Genomic DNA, 15,567 nt, shown 5'->3' with positions numbered 1-15,567 from the left:
TATGAAACGTTCTCTCGACTCTAGAGTCGATTATAGTTTGCTCCTGCCAGTATTTTTCCTACTGGTTATCGGCGTGGTGGCTATTTATATTGCCGTTAGTCATGATTATCCGAACAATATTTTACCCATTTTAGGGCAACAGGTTGCCTGGATTGCCTTGGGGCTTGTGATTGGTTTTGTGGTCATGCTCTTTAATACAGAATTTCTCTGGAAAGTGACCCCCTTTCTGTATATTTTAGGCTTGGGACTTATGGTCTTACCTATCGTCTTTTATAATCCAAGTTTAGTTGCATCAACGGGGGCTAAAAACTGGGTATCGGTAAATGGTGTTACCTTGTTCCAGCCGTCAGAATTTATGAAGATATCCTATATCCTCATGTTGGCCCGTGTCATTGTCCAATTTACAAAGAAGCATAAGGAATGGAGACGCACAGTTCCGCTGGACTTTTTATTAATTTTTTGGATGATTGTCTTTACCATTCCAGTCCTAGTTCTTTTGGCACTTCAAAGTGACTTGGGGACGGCTTTGGTTTTTGTAGCCATTTTCTCAGGAATCGTTTTATTATCGGGGGTTTCTTGGAAAATTATTATCCCAGTATTTGTGACTGCTGTAACAGGAATTGCTGGTTTCTTAGCTATTTTTATCAGCAAGGACGGTCGGGCTTTTCTCCATCAACTGGGCATGCCGACCTATCAAATCAACCGTATTTTGGCTTGGCTCAATCCATTTGACTTTGCCCAAACAACCACTTACCAACAGGCTCAAGGACAGATTGCCATTGGAAGCGGTGGCTTATTTGGACAAGGGTTTAATGCTTCGAATCTGCTTATTCCAGTTCGAGAGTCGGATATGATTTTCACGGTTATCGCAGAAGATTTTGGCTTTATTGGCTCTGTCCTTGTTATTGCCCTTTATCTCATGCTGATTTATCGTATGTTGAAGATTACTCTTAAATCAAATAATCAGTTCTACACCTATATTTCCACAGGTTTGATTATGATGTTACTCTTCCATATCTTTGAGAATATCGGTGCCGTGACAGGTTTGCTTCCTTTGACGGGTATTCCCTTGCCTTTTATTTCTCAAGGGGGATCGGCTATTATCAGTAATCTGATTGGTGTGGGCTTACTTTTATCTATGAGTTACCAGACCAATCTAGCTGAAGAAAAGAGCGGAAAAGTCCCATTCAAGCGGAAAAAGGTTGTATTAAAACAAATCAAATAAGGAGAAAATCATGGTAAAAGTAGCAGTTATGTTGGCTCAGGGCTTTGAAGAAATTGAAGCTTTGACAGTTGTGGATGTTTTGCGTCGGGCAAATATCACTTGTGATATGGTTGGGTTTGAAGAGCAAGTGACTGGTTCGCATGCAATCCAAGTCAGAGCAGATCGTGTCTTTGATGGTGATTTATCAGACTATGATATGGTTGTTCTTCCTGGCGGCATGCCTGGTTCTGCACATTTGCGCGATAATCAGGCCTTGATTCAAGAGTTGCAAAGCTTCGAGCAAGAAGGAAAAAAACTAGCAGCCATTTGTGCTGCGCCAATTGCCCTCAATCAAGCAGGGCTATTGAAAAACAAGCAGTACACTTGTTATGATGGTGTTCAAGAGCAAATTTTTGATGGTCACTACGTCAAGGAAACAGTAGTGGTAGATGGTCAATTGACAACCAGTCGAGGTCCCTCGACAGCCCTTGCCTTTGCCTACGAGCTGGTAGAGCAATTAGGAGGAGATGCAGAGACTTTACGAACAGGAATGCTCTATCGAGATGTCTTTGGTAAAAATCAGTAAAACGGATTCGTAATCTCTATAGTTTGATAAATACTAAAATACTAATCACTCTCTATAGAGTTGTATTTTTTGAGAAGATGATTCGTCATCTTCTTTTTATATTTCGGTGTTTTTACTTGCGTAAAAAATTATTTTCTAGTATAATAGTTTATTGTGAGCGAACCTCACTTACCCCTTGCAAAGTCTTGGGGTCATTAGACCAAAAGGAGGAACATATCAATGGCTAAATACGAAATTCTTTATATTATTCGTCCAAACATTGAAGAAGAAGCTAAAAACGCTTTGGTAGCACGTTTTGACTCTATTTTGACTGACAATGGTGCAACTGTTGTTGAATCAAAATCTTGGGAAAAACGCCGTCTTGCATACGAAATCAAAGATTTCCGTGAAGGACTTTACCACATCGTTAACGTTGAAGCAAACGACGATGCAGCTCTTAAAGAGTTTGACCGTCTTTCAAAAATCAACGCTGACATTCTTCGTCACATGATCGTCAAAACTGACGCGTAAGAAGGTAAACTATGATTAACAATGTTGTACTTGTAGGGCGTATGACACGTGACGCTGAGTTGCGTTATACCCCATCAAATGTAGCAGTTGCGACTTTTACTCTTGCAGTAAACCGTACATTTAAGAGTCAAAATGGCGAACGTGAGACTGATTTTATCAATGTCGTTATGTGGCGCCAACAGGCTGAGAACCTTGCTAATTGGGCTAAAAAAGGCTCACTTATCGGGGTGACAGGTCGTATCCAGACTCGTAGTTACGATAACCAGCAAGGACAACGTGTCTACGTGACAGAGGTCGTGGCTGAGAATTTCCAAATGTTGGAAAGCCGTAGTGTGCGTGAGGGTCACACAGGTGGAGCTTATTCTGCACCAACTGCAAACTACTCAGCACCTACAAATTCAGTACCAGACTTTTCACGTGATGAAAATCCATTTGGAGCAACAAATCCATTGGATATTTCAGATGATGATTTACCATTCTAATGGACAACTAAAATTATAAAGGAGAAAAAACATGGCTCAACAACGTCGTGGCGGATTCAAACGCCGTAAAAAAGTTGATTACATCGCAGCAAACAAAATTGAATATGTTGATTACAAAGATACTGAGCTTCTTAGCCGTTTCGTTTCAGAACGTGGGAAAATCCTTCCTCGTCGTGTAACAGGAACTTCAGCTAAAAACCAACGTAAAGTAACAACAGCTATCAAACGCGCTCGCGTAATGGCTTTGATGCCTTTCGTAAACGAAGATTAAAGAAAAGACCCAGTTGGGTCTTTTTTTCACGAGCTTTTGAAATGAGAGAGCGAGTTTGGGTCCAAGTGGATCTCTTTTTCACGATCATTGAAATGAGAATGCGAGTTGGGTCCGGGTGGACCTCTTTTTCATGGGTTTGAAAACAAGAAAGCGAATTAAGACCTGGGTGGGTCTTTTTTTCACGAGATAGTTTTTTTTGACCTTGGCGTGTTATAATGGTGATAGAAAGAGTAAAGGTGGGTAAGACAAAGATGAATTGTACGATTAGAAATATGATTAAGTCTGATATTGAATCCTTATCTCATGGATTTATGAATCAAGGTTGGCCTGATAGAGAGGAAATTTTGGCTAGATATTTTCTGGAACAGGAAAGTGGGGAGAGAGAAGTTTTAGTTGCAGAGATTGATGGTGCTGTAGCGGGCTACGTTACCATTTTGCCCTCTGCTAAACATGGTCCTTTTGCAGAAGTCTATCCAGAATTATCAGATTTTAATGTGTTTGAGCCTTTTCGAAATCAAGGGATTGGGAATCAATTGCTAGAAGAAGCAGAAAAACGAGTCAAGTTTGTTTCGAGTAAGATCACTCTTGGTGTAGGTTTGCACTTGGGGTATGGTCCTGCCCAGAGATTGTATATCAAACGAGGCTATATTCCAGATGGAACAGGTGTCTGGTATAGAAATAAACCGCTAGAAATGGGTGCAAGTTGTCAAAATGATGATTTAGTTTTATACTTATCCAAGGACTTACAATAAAACTGGAAACTTTTTGAAAATAGGGGATTTAGCTACTTTATGGTATAATGGAAAGAGTTAGTTTGAAAGAGGTAGTGAGATGGATGCGAAATTAAGATACAAGGCAAAGAAAATCAAGATTGTCTTTTTTGATATTGATGATACATTGCGGAATTCAAAGACAGGTTTTATTCCAGCTTCAATCCCAACTGTTTTTAAGCAATTACGTGAGAAAGGAATTTTGACAGGTATTGCTTCTGGACGAGGGATTTTTGGTGTTGTGCCGGAGATTCGTGAGCTCAAGCCTGATTTTTTTGTGACCTTAAATGGGGCCTATATTGAAGATAAAAAAGGTCAGATCATTTATCAACATCAGATTGAGAAGTCAGATGTTGAGGAGTATATCTCTTGGGCTAAGCAAGAAGGAATTGAGTATGGCTTGGTTGGGAGTCATGATGCCAAGTTGTCGACTCGTACCGATATGATTAGTGAAGCAATCAATCCAATTTACCCCGATTTAGATGTAGATCCTGATTTTTATGAAAAAGAAGATATCTATCAAATGTGGACTTTTGAAGATAAAGGAGATGACTTGCACTTGCCTGACAGTCTCTCTGCTAAACTTCGCATGGTTCGTTGGCATCAACATTCGTCTGATATTGTTCCGATTTCAGGCTCCAAAGCGACGGGCGTGGAAAAGGTTGTGGAACACCTTGGCTTGAAACCAGAGAACGTCATGGTTTTTGGAGATGGGTTGAATGACTTGGAACTCTTTGATTATGCTGGAATCAGCGTTGCCATGGGAATTTCTCATGATAACATCAAAGAAAAAGCAGATTATATTACAAAAACATTGGAAGAAGATGGCATTTTTGACGCCTTAGAAGGATTTGGTATGGTAGAAAAAGAATTGCATTTCCCACAAGTAGACATTGAAACAGTAGAAGGTCCTATCGCGACTATTAAGACCAATCACGGAGACTTGCGTATTAAGCTCTTCCCTGAACATGCTCCTAAAACAGTAGCTAACTTTGTTGCACTTTCAAAAGATGGCTACTATGATGGAGTCATTTTCCATCGTATTATCAAGGACTTTATGATCCAAGGTGGAGACCCAACTGGAACTGGTATGGGTGGTGAGTCAATCTATGGTGAATCATTTGAGGATGAATTCTCAGAAGAACTTTACAATATTCGTGGTGCCCTTTCTATGGCCAATGCTGGTCCAAATACCAACGGTAGCCAGTTCTTTATCGTGCAAAATCAACATTTGCCTTATTCTAAGAAAGAAATTGCTCGTGGTGGTTGGCCAGAACCGATTGCGGAAATCTATGCCAATCAAGGTGGAACCCCTCACTTAGACCGTCGTCACACTGTATTTGGTCAGCTAGCTGATGAAGCCTCTTACGCTGTTTTGGATGCCATTGCTGCTGTTGAGACAGGGGCTATGGACAAGCCAGTTGAAGATGTCGTGATTGAAACAATTGAAATCGAGGACTAAGATGAAAATCGGTGATAAGCTAAAGGGGCGTATTACAGGGATTCAGCCCTACGGTGCCTTTGTTGAGCTAGAGACGGGTGATACGGGGCTGATTCACATTTCAGAGATTCGGACAGGCTTTATTGAAAATATCCAAGAAGCCTTGAAAGTCGATGAAGAGGTTCAAGTTCAAGTAGTGGATTTAGATGAATTTACAGGGAAAGCTAGTCTTTCTATCCGCACTTTGGAGGAAGAAAAGCACCAGTTTCCGAGACGGAGACGCTTTTCAAGCGACCGCTTTAACTATGGTTTTGCACCTCTCAAGCGAATGATGCCAATTTGGACCAAGGAAGCCCTCCAACATTTGAAGAATCAGAAGCACTAGTTAGAAATCTCTATCTTTTGTAATGTTAATATAAATTTGCTATAATAGGACCATGGAAGAAGAACAATTATTAAAATCAGGGGAGCGCATTAACCAGCTCTTTTCGACAGATATCAAAATCATTCAAAATAGAGAGGTTTTTAGCTATTCGGTGGATAGTGTTCTCTTGTCACGTTTTCCACGTTTTCCTAAGAAGGGCTTAATTGTGGATTTCTGTGCTGGGAATGGAGCAGTGGGGCTATTTGCTAGCACTCGTACCCAGGCACAGATTTTGGCTGTTGAGATTCAGGAGCGTTTGGCAGATATGGCTGAACGCTCTGTCCGTTTGAATGGTTTGGAAGAGCAGATGCAGGTCATCTGTGATGATTTGAAAAATATGCCTGCTTACATCCAGGGAAGTAAGGTGGATATGATTTTGTGTAATCCGCCCTATTTCAAGGTGGATCCTCATTCAAACCTGAACGAGAGTGAACATTATCTCTTGGCGCGCCACGAAATCACGACTAATTTGCAGGAAATCTGTCGTAGTGCCCAAAGTATTCTCAAGTCTAATGGGCGTTTGGCCATGGTTCATCGTCCTGATCGCCTCTTGGATATTTTGGACATGTTTCAACGGCATAATCTAGCACCTAAGCGTCTGCAGTTTGTTTATCCAAAAAGAGAAAAGGAAGCTAACATGCTCTTGATTGAAGCTATCAAGGATGGCTCAACAAGTGGTTTTAAGGTCTTGCCTCCTCTCATTGTCCACAATGATGATGGTTCTTATACGCCGGAACTTGAAGAGATTTATTATGGATCATAAGGCTTATATGTATGTGCTGGAGTGCCGTGACGGTTCCTACTATACGGGTTATACAACTAATGTGAGAAGGCGTCTCGCTGTTCACAATAGTGGGAAGGGAGCCAAATATACACGAGCACGCTTGCCAGTCAAACTTATCTATGCCCAAGGTTTTGCCAGTAAGGAAGAAGCCATGTCTGCAGAAGCTCTTCTCAAGCGTAAGAAGAGGCCACAGAAGGAAACATTTTTATCTGAAAATCAAGATAGAAATTTACTCAGTTATTTTGAAGAGTAGTGGGGAGTCCTTTGACTCCTCTTACTTTTGTCAAAAAGCGAAAAAAATGCTACAATAAAGAGAATAAACAAAATGAGGTATTATCATGTCTAAGATTCTAGTATTTGGTCACCAAAATCCAGACTCAGATGCCATCGGGTCATCTGTAGCCTTTGCCTACCTTGCAAAAGAAGCTTACGGTTTGGATACGGAAGCTGTTGCCCTTGGAACTCCAAATGAAGAAACAGCCTTTGTCTTGAACTATTTTGGTGTGGAAGCACCGCGTGTTATCACTTCTGCTAAAGCAGAAGGCGCAGAGCAAGTTATCTTGACTGACCACAATGAATTCCAACAATCTGTATCAGATATCGCTGAAGTAGAAGTTTATGGTGTTGTAGACCACCACCGTGTGGCTAACTTTGAAACTGCAAGCCCACTCTACATGCGTTTGGAGCCAGTTGGATCAGCGTCTTCAATTGTTTACCGTATGTTCAAAGAACATGGTGTAGCTGTTCCTAAAGAAATTGCTGGTTTGATGCTTTCAGGTTTGATTTCAGATACCCTTCTTTTGAAATCACCAACAACACATCCAACAGATAAAGTTATTGCTCCCGAATTGGCTGAATTGGCTGGTGTGAACTTGGAAGAATATGGTTTGGCTATGCTGAAAGCTGGTACAAACTTGGCTAGCAAATCTGCTGACGAATTGATTGACATCGATGCTAAGACTTTTGAACTCAACGGAAATAATGTTCGTGTTGCCCAAGTAAACACAGTTGATATCGCTGAAGTCTTGGAACGCCAAGCAGAAATCGAAGCTGCAATGCAAGCTGCTAACGCAGCAAATGGTTATTCTGACTTTGTCTTGATGATTACAGATATCGTCAACTCAAACTCAGAAATCCTAGCACTTGGTGCTAATATGGACAAGGTTGAAGCGGCTTTCAACTTCAAACTTGAAAACAACCATGCTTTCCTTGCTGGTGCCGTTTCACGTAAGAAACAAGTGGTACCTCAATTGACTGAAAGCTTCAATGCTTAAGAGTTTGAGTGTCAATTCAAATTAGGAAAGGCTAGTTTGACTAATATCGAAAGGAGTTTCGGCTCCTTTTTTTCTAGGAGTGAAGCATGTTAGAAAATGGCGATTTGATTTTTGTGAGAGATGGGTCAGATATGGGACAGGCTATCCAGACTTCCACAGGCAACTATAACCATGTTGCCATTTATTTGGATGGGATGATTTATCATGCTAGTGGACAGGCTGGTGTTATCTGTCAGGAACCTGCAGACTTCTTTGACCCCAATCATTTGTACGACATCTATGTCTACCCGGAAATGGATATCCAGTCTGTGAAGGAAAAAGCTTGCAAACATCTTGGAGCTACCTACAATGCTTCTTTCTATCCAGATGGAGCTGGTTTCTACTGTTCCCAGTATATGGCAGAAATCCTCCCCATTTTTGAAACTATTCCCATGAAATTTGGAGATGGGGGGCAGGAGATTAGTGATTTTTGGAGAGAATATTATAGAGAACTAGGTCTGCCTGTTCCTCTGAACCAAGCTGGGACCAATCCCAGTCAGTTGGCAGCATCGCCTCTGTTAGAATGTAAAGAAAGGAATCTTCATGATTCAGATTTTTAATCCATCTCGTTTGACGAGACAGCCATTTTTTGGAGAATTAATCCGCTATCTGAACCAGCATGATGATGTGATTTTGCGAGAAATTAAGGCTCAATTTCCAGATGTAGCAGTTGACAAACTCATGGAAGAGTATATAAAGGCTGGCTTGATTCGTCGGGAAAATAAGCGCTATTACCTCAATCTTCCTATGCTTGAATCACTTGATAATCTAGAACTTGATCAAGAGATTTTTGTCAGCGAAGATAGTCCGGTCTATCAAACCTTGTTGGAGCAGAGTTTTGAGACGGAATTACGAAATCAAACTAATGCAGCTATTTTAGTTGAAAAGACGGACTTTGCGAGAACAAAAATGACCCTGTCCAATTATTTCTACAAGGTCAAACATCAGTATCCTTTGACAGAGAAACAGCAGGAACTTTATGACATTTTGGGAGATGTCAATCCTGAGTATGCTCTTAAATACATGACGACTTTTTTGCTAAAATTTCTCAAAAAAGATCAACTGATGCAGAAACGCCGTGATATCTTTGTGGATAGTTTAGTTGTCCTAGGATATATTGTCCAAAATGAAGATGGAAAGTATGAATTGGCCGTCGATTTTGATAAGGAAAGATTAACTTTCTACTTGGCCTGATTTCTTGTTTTTGAGCACATTGTTTGACTTTCCTTAGTATTCGGTATAAACTATATGTAACCGGTAACACATATCGGAATAAACCTAAAGGAGACAATCATATGTCACTTGAAAACAAATTGGAACAAGCAACAGGCGCTATCAAAGAAGGATTTGGTAAAGTTACTGGGGATAGCAAGACTGAGGCAGAAGGCGCTGTAGAAAAGACAGTTGCTAAGGCAAAAGAAGTAGTTGAAGATGCTAAAGGTGCTGTAGAAGGTGCCGTTGAAGGTTTGAAAAACGCTTTTAAATAAAAATAGAAAAATCAAGGGTTTCATTTCCCTTGATTTTTTTACTATCTTATAAATAATTTTCTGCGACGGCTGCATCTCCTGGATAGGCTTCTTTCTTGCCCTGAACGATTTGGTAGCAATCGGCTCCCTTACCAGCAATTATAACTGCATCTAATTCGTGATTTGTGATATCCATCGCTGCCTTGATGGCTTCTTGGCGATCCGCAATTTTTTCAACAGGATGATTGATGTAGCTACTAATTTCATCTGCAATGGCCATTGGGTCCTCATAGTTGGGGTCATCAGCAGTCAGAAAGACTTGAATCTCAGGGTGTTGATTAAGGAGGAGGCCAAAGTCCTTACGACGGCTTTCTCCTTTATTTCCTGTCGAACCCAGAACCAGAGCAATTTTTCCAGTTTGATGAGTTTCTACAACATTGATTAGTTTTTTTAGACTATCCCCATTGTGGGCATAGTCGATGAAGACCTTGGCACCATTTTTCTGAGTGAGAACTTCCATACGACCAGGAACGCGGGTTGCAGCGATTCCTTTTTTGATGTCCTCAAAACTAGCTCCGAGACGGAGGCAAGCAAGTCCAGCAGCAACGGCATTTTCTTGGTTGAAGTGGCCAATCAGTTGAATATCATAATCTCCAGCGAGTTTGCCCGTAGCTGAAAAACTAAAGGCTTTGGAATTCTCGATTTGGTTATCAGACTGGCTACCATAGAAATCATGTTCTTGATCTGCCACTTGTTCTTTCAAGACTGAAAAGTGGTCCATGTCACTGTTAATAATGACTGCTCGGCTATTTTCCATCAAGAGACGTTTATGGTAGAAGTAGTCTTCAAAGCTAGGGTGTTCAATCGGGCCGATATGGTCGGGACTGATATTGAGGAAAACTCCCACATCAAAGGTTAGACCATAGACACGTTTGACCAGATAGGCCTGACTGGATACTTCCATGATGAGGTGGGTACGGTCATTTTGCACAGCCTGATTCATCATATCAAAGAGATCAATACTCTCAGGGGTTGTTAATGCAGACTTAAAGAAAGTCTTGCCATCTAGAGTTGTGTTCATGGTCGAGAGCATAGCAGGTCGATGCCCTTGAGATAAGATGTTATAAGCGAAATAGGCTGCTGTTGTTTTACCCTTAGTACCAGTAAAGGCAAGGAGTTTGAGTTTTTCCTGTGGATTTCCATAAAATTCCATTGCTACCAAACTCATGGCTTTCTTGATATCGCTGACGATAATAGCAGGAATACCAACTTCATAGTCTTCTTCAGCCACATACCAACCGAGGCCTTGAGAGATGGCAGAAATCAGAAATTCCTTTTTAAAGGCAGCACCCTTGACGAAAAAGAGGCTCTTCTCTTTGGCCTTGCGGCTATCATAGCAGATGGTGTCAAATACGACATGGCTGTAGTTGTAGTGATAATGTCCTTGGTCGATAATCTCACGGAAGAGACCATCTTTCTTTAAAATATCTAATACGGTTTCAATCTTAATCATACTTTCTATTGTAAACCGAAAGTCGTAAATTTACAAGTGACAAGGAAAAGTTTATAATGGAAGATGAGGAATTTTTCCTAGTGATTAAAATTAAATGAGGAATTTATGTCTAACGAAAACAATCACCAGCAGGCCCAGATGTTACGGGGGACTGCTTGGCTAACGGCTAGTAACTTTATCAGTCGTCTACTCGGTGCCATTTATATCATCCCTTGGTATATCTGGATGGGGTCTTATGCGGCTACAGCAAATGGTCTCTTTACCATGGGATACAATATCTATGCCTGGTTCTTGCTGATTTCAACAGCGGGGATTCCAGTTGCGGTTGCCAAGCAAGTGGCCAAGTATAATACCATGCGAGAAGAAGAGCATAGCTTTGCCCTGATTCGGAGCTTTTTAGGATTTATGACGGGATTAGGTCTTGTTTTTGCACTAGTCTTGTATGTCTTTGCTCCATGGCTAGCAGATTTGTCGGGTGTAGGGAAAGACCTGATCCCAATCATGCAGAGCTTGGCTTGGGCGGTCTTGATTTTCCCATCTATGAGTGTTATCCGAGGATTCTTCCAAGGAATGAATAACCTGAAACCTTATGCCATGAGCCAAATCGCTGAGCAGGTCATTCGTGTTATCTGGATGCTCTTAGCTACCTTTATGATTATGAAGATTGGTTCAGGAGATTATCTAGCAGCGGTTACCCAATCCACCTTTGCTGCCTTTGTCGGCATGGTAGCCAGTTTTGCAGTTTTGATCTATTTCCTTGCCAAAGAAGGATTACTTAAAAGAGTCCTTGAAACAGGAGATAAGATAAACAGCAAGCGTCTTTTGGTCGACACCATTAAGGAAGCCATTCCTTTTATCCTGACAGGGTCTGCAATCCAGCTTTTTCAGATTTTGGACCAGATGACCTTTATCAATAGTATGAGTTGGTTTACCAATTATAGTAATGAAGACTTGGTTGTCATGTTTTCTTATTTCTCTGCCAATCCTAATAAAATTACTATGATTTTGATTTCTGTTGGGGTTTCGATTGGGAGTGTAGGGTTGCCACTTTTGACTGAAAACTATGTTAAGGGGGACTTGAAGGCGGCTTCTCGTCTAGTTCAGGACAGCATCACTATGCTATTCTTATTCTTGCTACCAGCAACGATTGGAGTAGTCATGGTAGGAGAACCTCTCTATACAGTCTTCTATGGCAAGCCAGATAGTTTGGCTATGGGCTTGTTTGTCTTTGCAGTTTTGCAGTCTACTATTTTAGGTTTGTACATGGTCTTGTCACCAATGCTTCAAGCCATGTTCCGCAATCGCAAGGCAGTTCTCTATTTTATCTATGGTTCTATTGCCAAGCTAGTCTTGCAACTTCCAACCATCGCTCTCTTCCATAGTTACGGACCTTTGATTTCTACAACAATCGGTCTCATCATTCCTAATGTTTTGATGTATCGGGATATTTGTAAGGTAACTGGTGTCAAGCGCAAGGTGATTTTGAAACGAACCATTTTAATCAGTTTGTTAACTCTTTTCATGTTTCTAGTAGTTGGGACATTCCAGTGGATTTTAGGATTTGTCTTCCAACCAAGTGGGCGTTTGTGGAGTTTTCTATATGTAGCCCTTGTCGGTGCCATGGGTGGAGGTGTTTATGGAGTTATGAGTCTCCGTACCCGTCTATTGGACAAGGTGATTGGAAAAGCTCAAGCTAATCGCCTAAGAGCAAAATTAAGAATTTCTCAATAATTTTTTATAAATAAAAGGGATAATTTGAACATTTCTATCATGGAATGCTTAAATTATTCTCTTTTTTATTATTTTGTAGAATAAATTCTATAGTTTGTAGATGTAATGATTAATTTTTTTAAAAAATCTATTGACTAAATAAAACACGAGTTGTATAATAAGACAAATATTTAAATCAGGAGGTTCTGGAGATGAAAAAGTCTAAGGCCAAGTATGCAACGCTTGCAGGTATCGTTTTAAGTGCAGGTATTTTATTAAGCGCGTGTGGAAATTCTAGCACAGGGTCAAAAACATATAATTATGTTTATTCTAGCGATCCGTCAAGTTTTAACTATCTAGCAGAAAACCGTGCGACAACTAATGATATTATCACTAATCTGGTAGATGGTCTTATGGAAAATGACCAGTATGGGAACTATATTCCATCCTTGGCAGAGGATTGGAGTGTTTCTCAAGACGGTTTGACTTATACCTATAAACTGCGTAAAGATGCTAAATGGTATACTGCAGATGGAGATGAATATGCTCCTGTAACTGCTCAAGATTTTATAACTGGTCTTAAGTATGCAGCTGATAAAAAATCAGAAGCCTTGTACCTAGTTCAAGACTCTGTTGCTGGTTTGGATGACTATATCAACGGGAAAACAAGCGACTTTTCAACTGTAGGTGTTAAGGCGATTGATGACCAAACTGTTCAATATACCTTGACACGACCAGAATCTTACTGGAATTCAAAAACAACATCAACCATTCTCTTCCCTGTTAACGCTGATTTCTTGAAATCAAAAGGGGATGATTTTGGGAAGGTAGACCCATCTAGCATATTGTACAATGGACCGTTCTTGATGAAATCCTTTGTTTCAAAATCTGTTATTGAATTCAAGAAAAATCCGAACTACTGGGATGCTAAAAATGTCTTTGTAGATGATGTGAAATTGGCCTATTATGATGGTAGTGACCAAGATGCACTAGCTCGTAACTTTGTCGAGGGAGCTTATAGCTACGCTCGTCTCTATCCAAATAGTTCAAGCTTTGAAGGGATTAAAGAAAAGAATAAGGATAATATCATCTATAGCTTGCAAGATGCCACTTCTTATTTCTTAAACTTTAACCTGGATAGAAAATCTTATAAATTCACTTCTAAGACAAGTGATGCTGAAAAGAAATCGACTCAGGAAGCAGTTCTGAATAAAAACTTCCGTCAAGCCATTAACTTTGCCTATGACCGTACAGCTTACGGGGCTCAATCCCAAGGAGAGGATGGTGCAACTAAGATTTTGCGTAACCTAGTCGTTCCTCCAAACTTCGTAAGTATCAATGGCAAAGACTTTGGTGAAGTAGTAGCCTCTAAGATGGTTAATTACGGTAAGGAATGGCAAGGAATTAACTTTGCAGATGCCCAAGATCCATACTACAATCCTGACAAAGCCAAGGCTAAATTTGCTGAAGCTAAGAAAGAACTCCAAGCTAAAGGAGTTCAATTCCCTATCCACTTAGATAAAACTGTAGATTTGACCAATAAGGCAGAAATTCAAGGAATCAATTCCATGAAACAATCAATTGAATCTGTCTTGGGGGCAGATAATGTTGTGATTGATGTTCACCAACTCTCTACTGAAGACTTTGATAATACAAGCTATTTAGCTCAGACTGCAGCTCAGAAGGATTATGATCTTTACAACGGTGGCTGGAGCGCAGACTATCAAGATCCATCAAGCTATCTTGATATTTTTAATATTAATTCTGGTGGAGTGTTGCAAAATCTAGGTTTAGAACCAGGTGAAGCCAATGATAAGGCCAAGGCTGTTGGGCTAGATATCTATACTCAAATGTTGGAAGAAGCCAATAAGGAGCAAGATCCAGCTAAACGTTATGAAAAATATGCAGATGCCCAAGCTTGGTTAGTAGATAGCTCTCTAGCAATTCCAAATGTTTCACTGGGTGGAACACCAACATTGAGAAAAATCGTTCCTTTCTCTACACCATATTCATTGGCTGGTAATAAAGGGGTCGAATCCTATAAATATCTCAAGTTGCAAGATAAAACAGTCACAAAAGATGAATATGAAAAAGCCAAAGAAAAATGGCTGAAAGAAAAAGAAGAATCCAATAAAAAAGCCCAAGAAGAATTGGCAAAACATGTCAAATAAGGATTTTTCAAGAAAAACGATGGTTTCGAAGGAAACTGTCGTTTTTTAATAGAATGATGGCAAATTTGGAAGAAAAGTGCTTACATTTTTTTATTTGTTCATTGGAATTATGATATAATGAATATGATAAAAGTTGTGAGAAGCTATTTTTTAAATCCTCTTCCAGTGTTAACTGAAGTATACACATGCTAGGATGATTTTATAGGAGGGATGTTATTTACTGAAAAAGTAAGATAAAATGTAACAAATGATAAGTTCTTCTTTTATGTGAAGAGTTCTTATCTGCCTATTTACTAATCGTTATGGAGGTAAAATCATGGGCGCTATTATGGAGTTTGCAACAGAAAAACAGATTGAATCATTTCTCTCAACTTGCTACATTGAAGGGCAAAAGAATTTTCTGATGGCTTTCAAGAAAAAGACATGGTTGAAATCCTTTATTGATTTTTTCATTATAGGAGGTAGTTACTATGTTCAGTCGAGTGTGAAGCCTAAGATTTTGGCATTCACACCTAAGGGGATCTACTTGATGGATATCAGTGATGTGACTGAGAAACGTTCTAATCACGTCGTAGAGATGCCTTGGAATCAAGTTCAAGATTTTACTTATAAGACAGCCTTGAATACAGTTAGGCTGAATTGGAATTATCAAAATGAAGACTATATTTTTTCCGTGGATGTCGGTCAGATTGGTCAGCATGTGGGCCAATATCAATTTAACAAAGAGCATTATGACTATTTGGCCCAACAGGATTTCTTTCGATCTAAGTAAGGCCTAGCAATCATTGTCACAAAAGAATCTGGAAGCTTTTCTGGATTCTTTTTAGCTTTACTAGCTAATACTCAATGAAAATCAAAGAGCAAACTAGGAAGCTAGCCGCAAGCTGTACTTGAGTACGGTAAGGCGACGCTGACGTGGTTT

General features: G+C 40.0%; 18 protein-coding genes. 17 read left to right on the top strand and 1 reads right to left on the bottom strand.

Going from position 1 to position 15,567, the window contains the following annotated elements; translation table 11 throughout:
- The first annotated feature begins 1 nt into the window (after position 1).
- The 14 genes from B7697_RS00495 (at position 2) to B7697_RS00430 (ending at position 9,272) form a co-directional block, all read left to right on the top strand.
- On the top strand, positions 2-1,225 hold the full coding sequence (locus B7697_RS00495) for an FtsW/RodA/SpoVE family cell cycle protein (RefSeq protein ID WP_061590331.1): 1,224 nt from the start codon (positions 2-4) through the stop codon (positions 1,223-1,225).
- A 10-nt stretch (positions 1,226-1,235) separates the two neighbouring features.
- Complete coding sequence (locus B7697_RS00490; RefSeq protein ID WP_033688616.1) at positions 1,236-1,790, top strand: DJ-1 family glyoxalase III; 555 nt, start codon at positions 1,236-1,238, stop codon at positions 1,788-1,790.
- A gap of 219 nt (positions 1,791-2,009) precedes the next feature.
- Positions 2,010-2,300: a 30S ribosomal protein S6 gene (gene rpsF, locus B7697_RS00485; protein ID WP_001151778.1), complete on the top strand. Its 291-nt coding sequence runs from the start codon at positions 2,010-2,012 to the stop codon at positions 2,298-2,300.
- 11 nt (positions 2,301-2,311) lie between these two features.
- Entirely contained in the window at positions 2,312-2,782 is a 471-nt protein-coding gene (gene ssbA, locus B7697_RS00480) for a single-stranded DNA-binding protein SsbA (RefSeq protein WP_004269791.1), read from the top strand.
- A gap of 31 nt (positions 2,783-2,813) precedes the next feature.
- Positions 2,814-3,053 carry a 30S ribosomal protein S18 gene (rpsR, locus tag B7697_RS00475; protein ID WP_000068664.1) on the top strand — a complete coding sequence of 80 codons (240 nt, stop codon included), beginning with the start codon at positions 2,814-2,816 and terminating at the stop codon, positions 3,051-3,053.
- 251 nt (positions 3,054-3,304) lie between these two features.
- The gene (locus B7697_RS00470) at positions 3,305-3,805 is read left to right on the top strand and encodes a GNAT family N-acetyltransferase (protein WP_084949787.1); all 501 of its coding nucleotides are present in this window, start codon (positions 3,305-3,307) and stop codon (positions 3,803-3,805) included.
- A gap of 79 nt (positions 3,806-3,884) precedes the next feature.
- The gene (locus B7697_RS00465) at positions 3,885-5,285 is read left to right on the top strand and encodes a bifunctional Cof-type HAD-IIB family hydrolase/peptidylprolyl isomerase (RefSeq protein WP_084949780.1); all 1,401 of its coding nucleotides are present in this window, start codon (positions 3,885-3,887) and stop codon (positions 5,283-5,285) included.
- A 1-nt stretch (position 5,286) separates the two neighbouring features.
- A complete protein-coding gene (locus B7697_RS00460; protein ID WP_000689605.1) occupies positions 5,287-5,649 on the top strand; it encodes a S1 RNA-binding domain-containing protein in 363 nt (120 codons plus the stop codon).
- A gap of 52 nt (positions 5,650-5,701) precedes the next feature.
- Entirely contained in the window at positions 5,702-6,451 is a 750-nt protein-coding gene (locus B7697_RS00455; RefSeq protein WP_084949778.1) for a tRNA1(Val) (adenine(37)-N6)-methyltransferase, read from the top strand.
- Positions 6,441-6,725, top strand: a complete 285-nt coding sequence (locus tag B7697_RS00450) for a GIY-YIG nuclease family protein (RefSeq protein ID WP_084949776.1) — start codon at positions 6,441-6,443, stop codon at positions 6,723-6,725. Before B7697_RS00455 ends, B7697_RS00450 begins: the two co-directional genes overlap by 11 nt.
- A gap of 85 nt (positions 6,726-6,810) precedes the next feature.
- Entirely contained in the window at positions 6,811-7,746 is a 936-nt protein-coding gene (locus B7697_RS00445) for a manganese-dependent inorganic pyrophosphatase (RefSeq protein ID WP_000036046.1), read from the top strand.
- 86 nt (positions 7,747-7,832) lie between these two features.
- Positions 7,833-8,345 carry a YiiX/YebB-like N1pC/P60 family cysteine hydrolase gene (locus B7697_RS00440; protein ID WP_084949774.1) on the top strand — a complete coding sequence of 171 codons (513 nt, stop codon included), beginning with the start codon at positions 7,833-7,835 and terminating at the stop codon, positions 8,343-8,345.
- Positions 8,329-8,979 carry a DUF1803 domain-containing protein gene (locus B7697_RS00435; protein ID WP_084949772.1) on the top strand — a complete coding sequence of 217 codons (651 nt, stop codon included), beginning with the start codon at positions 8,329-8,331 and terminating at the stop codon, positions 8,977-8,979. Before B7697_RS00440 ends, B7697_RS00435 begins: the two co-directional genes overlap by 17 nt.
- Before the next feature lie 101 nt (positions 8,980-9,080).
- A complete protein-coding gene (locus B7697_RS00430) occupies positions 9,081-9,272 on the top strand; it encodes a CsbD family protein (RefSeq protein ID WP_000051184.1) in 192 nt (63 codons plus the stop codon).
- Positions 9,273-9,318: 46 nt separating this feature from the next.
- Here the strand turns inward: B7697_RS00430 and B7697_RS00425 are convergent, their stop codons facing one another.
- Positions 9,319-10,764 carry a UDP-N-acetylmuramoyl-L-alanyl-D-glutamate--L-lysine ligase gene (locus tag B7697_RS00425; RefSeq protein WP_084949770.1) on the bottom strand — a complete coding sequence of 482 codons (1,446 nt, stop codon included), beginning with the start codon at positions 10,762-10,764 and terminating at the stop codon, positions 9,319-9,321.
- 105 nt (positions 10,765-10,869) lie between these two features.
- Here B7697_RS00425 and B7697_RS00420 point away from each other — a divergent pair, with 105 nt between their 5' ends.
- The 3 genes from B7697_RS00420 (at position 10,870) to B7697_RS00410 (ending at position 15,417) form a co-directional block, all read left to right on the top strand.
- Positions 10,870-12,495, top strand: a complete 1,626-nt coding sequence (locus B7697_RS00420; protein WP_084949767.1) for a putative polysaccharide biosynthesis protein — start codon at positions 10,870-10,872, stop codon at positions 12,493-12,495.
- A gap of 191 nt (positions 12,496-12,686) precedes the next feature.
- Positions 12,687-14,645 carry a peptide ABC transporter substrate-binding protein gene (locus B7697_RS00415; RefSeq protein ID WP_084949765.1) on the top strand — a complete coding sequence of 653 codons (1,959 nt, stop codon included), beginning with the start codon at positions 12,687-12,689 and terminating at the stop codon, positions 14,643-14,645.
- Positions 14,646-14,961: 316 nt separating this feature from the next.
- Positions 14,962-15,417 carry a hypothetical protein gene (locus B7697_RS00410; RefSeq protein WP_084949763.1) on the top strand — a complete coding sequence of 152 codons (456 nt, stop codon included), beginning with the start codon at positions 14,962-14,964 and terminating at the stop codon, positions 15,415-15,417.
- Positions 15,418-15,567: the final 150 nt, after the last annotated feature.

This window comes from Streptococcus mitis (genome assembly GCF_002096895.1).
GTDB classification, from domain to species: Bacteria; Bacillota; Bacilli; order Lactobacillales; family Streptococcaceae; genus Streptococcus; species Streptococcus mitis_AH.
The sequence above is the reverse complement of the archived record's forward strand: the minus strand, read 5'-3'. Positions and strand labels throughout refer to the sequence as shown.

What these genes read in the sequence shown, in the direction of transcription:
- B7697_RS00455 (WP_084949778.1), top strand. Translation starts at nt 5,702, where the DNA reads ATGGAAGAAGAACAATTATTAAAATCAGGGGAGCGCATTAACCAGCTC.
- rpsF (WP_001151778.1), top strand. Translation starts at nt 2,010, where the DNA reads ATGGCTAAATACGAAATTCTTTATATTATTCGTCCAAACATTGAAGAA.
- B7697_RS00470 (WP_084949787.1), top strand. Translation starts at nt 3,305, where the DNA reads ATGAATTGTACGATTAGAAATATGATTAAGTCTGATATTGAATCCTTA.
- B7697_RS00430 (WP_000051184.1), top strand. Translation starts at nt 9,081, where the DNA reads ATGTCACTTGAAAACAAATTGGAACAAGCAACAGGCGCTATCAAAGAA.
- B7697_RS00495 (WP_061590331.1), top strand. Translation starts at nt 2, where the DNA reads ATGAAACGTTCTCTCGACTCTAGAGTCGATTATAGTTTGCTCCTGCCA.
- B7697_RS00420 (WP_084949767.1), top strand. Translation starts at nt 10,870, where the DNA reads ATGTCTAACGAAAACAATCACCAGCAGGCCCAGATGTTACGGGGGACT.
- B7697_RS00460 (WP_000689605.1), top strand. Translation starts at nt 5,287, where the DNA reads ATGAAAATCGGTGATAAGCTAAAGGGGCGTATTACAGGGATTCAGCCC.
- B7697_RS00425 (WP_084949770.1), bottom strand. Translation starts at nt 10,764, where the DNA reads ATGATTAAGATTGAAACCGTATTAGATATTTTAAAGAAAGATGGTCTC.
- ssbA (WP_004269791.1), top strand. Translation starts at nt 2,312, where the DNA reads ATGATTAACAATGTTGTACTTGTAGGGCGTATGACACGTGACGCTGAG.
- B7697_RS00450 (WP_084949776.1), top strand. Translation starts at nt 6,441, where the DNA reads ATGGATCATAAGGCTTATATGTATGTGCTGGAGTGCCGTGACGGTTCC.
- B7697_RS00445 (WP_000036046.1), top strand. Translation starts at nt 6,811, where the DNA reads ATGTCTAAGATTCTAGTATTTGGTCACCAAAATCCAGACTCAGATGCC.
- B7697_RS00465 (WP_084949780.1), top strand. Translation starts at nt 3,885, where the DNA reads ATGGATGCGAAATTAAGATACAAGGCAAAGAAAATCAAGATTGTCTTT.
- B7697_RS00490 (WP_033688616.1), top strand. Translation starts at nt 1,236, where the DNA reads ATGGTAAAAGTAGCAGTTATGTTGGCTCAGGGCTTTGAAGAAATTGAA.
- B7697_RS00415 (WP_084949765.1), top strand. Translation starts at nt 12,687, where the DNA reads ATGAAAAAGTCTAAGGCCAAGTATGCAACGCTTGCAGGTATCGTTTTA.
- B7697_RS00435 (WP_084949772.1), top strand. Translation starts at nt 8,329, where the DNA reads ATGATTCAGATTTTTAATCCATCTCGTTTGACGAGACAGCCATTTTTT.
- B7697_RS00440 (WP_084949774.1), top strand. Translation starts at nt 7,833, where the DNA reads ATGTTAGAAAATGGCGATTTGATTTTTGTGAGAGATGGGTCAGATATG.
- B7697_RS00410 (WP_084949763.1), top strand. Translation starts at nt 14,962, where the DNA reads ATGGGCGCTATTATGGAGTTTGCAACAGAAAAACAGATTGAATCATTT.
- rpsR (WP_000068664.1), top strand. Translation starts at nt 2,814, where the DNA reads ATGGCTCAACAACGTCGTGGCGGATTCAAACGCCGTAAAAAAGTTGAT.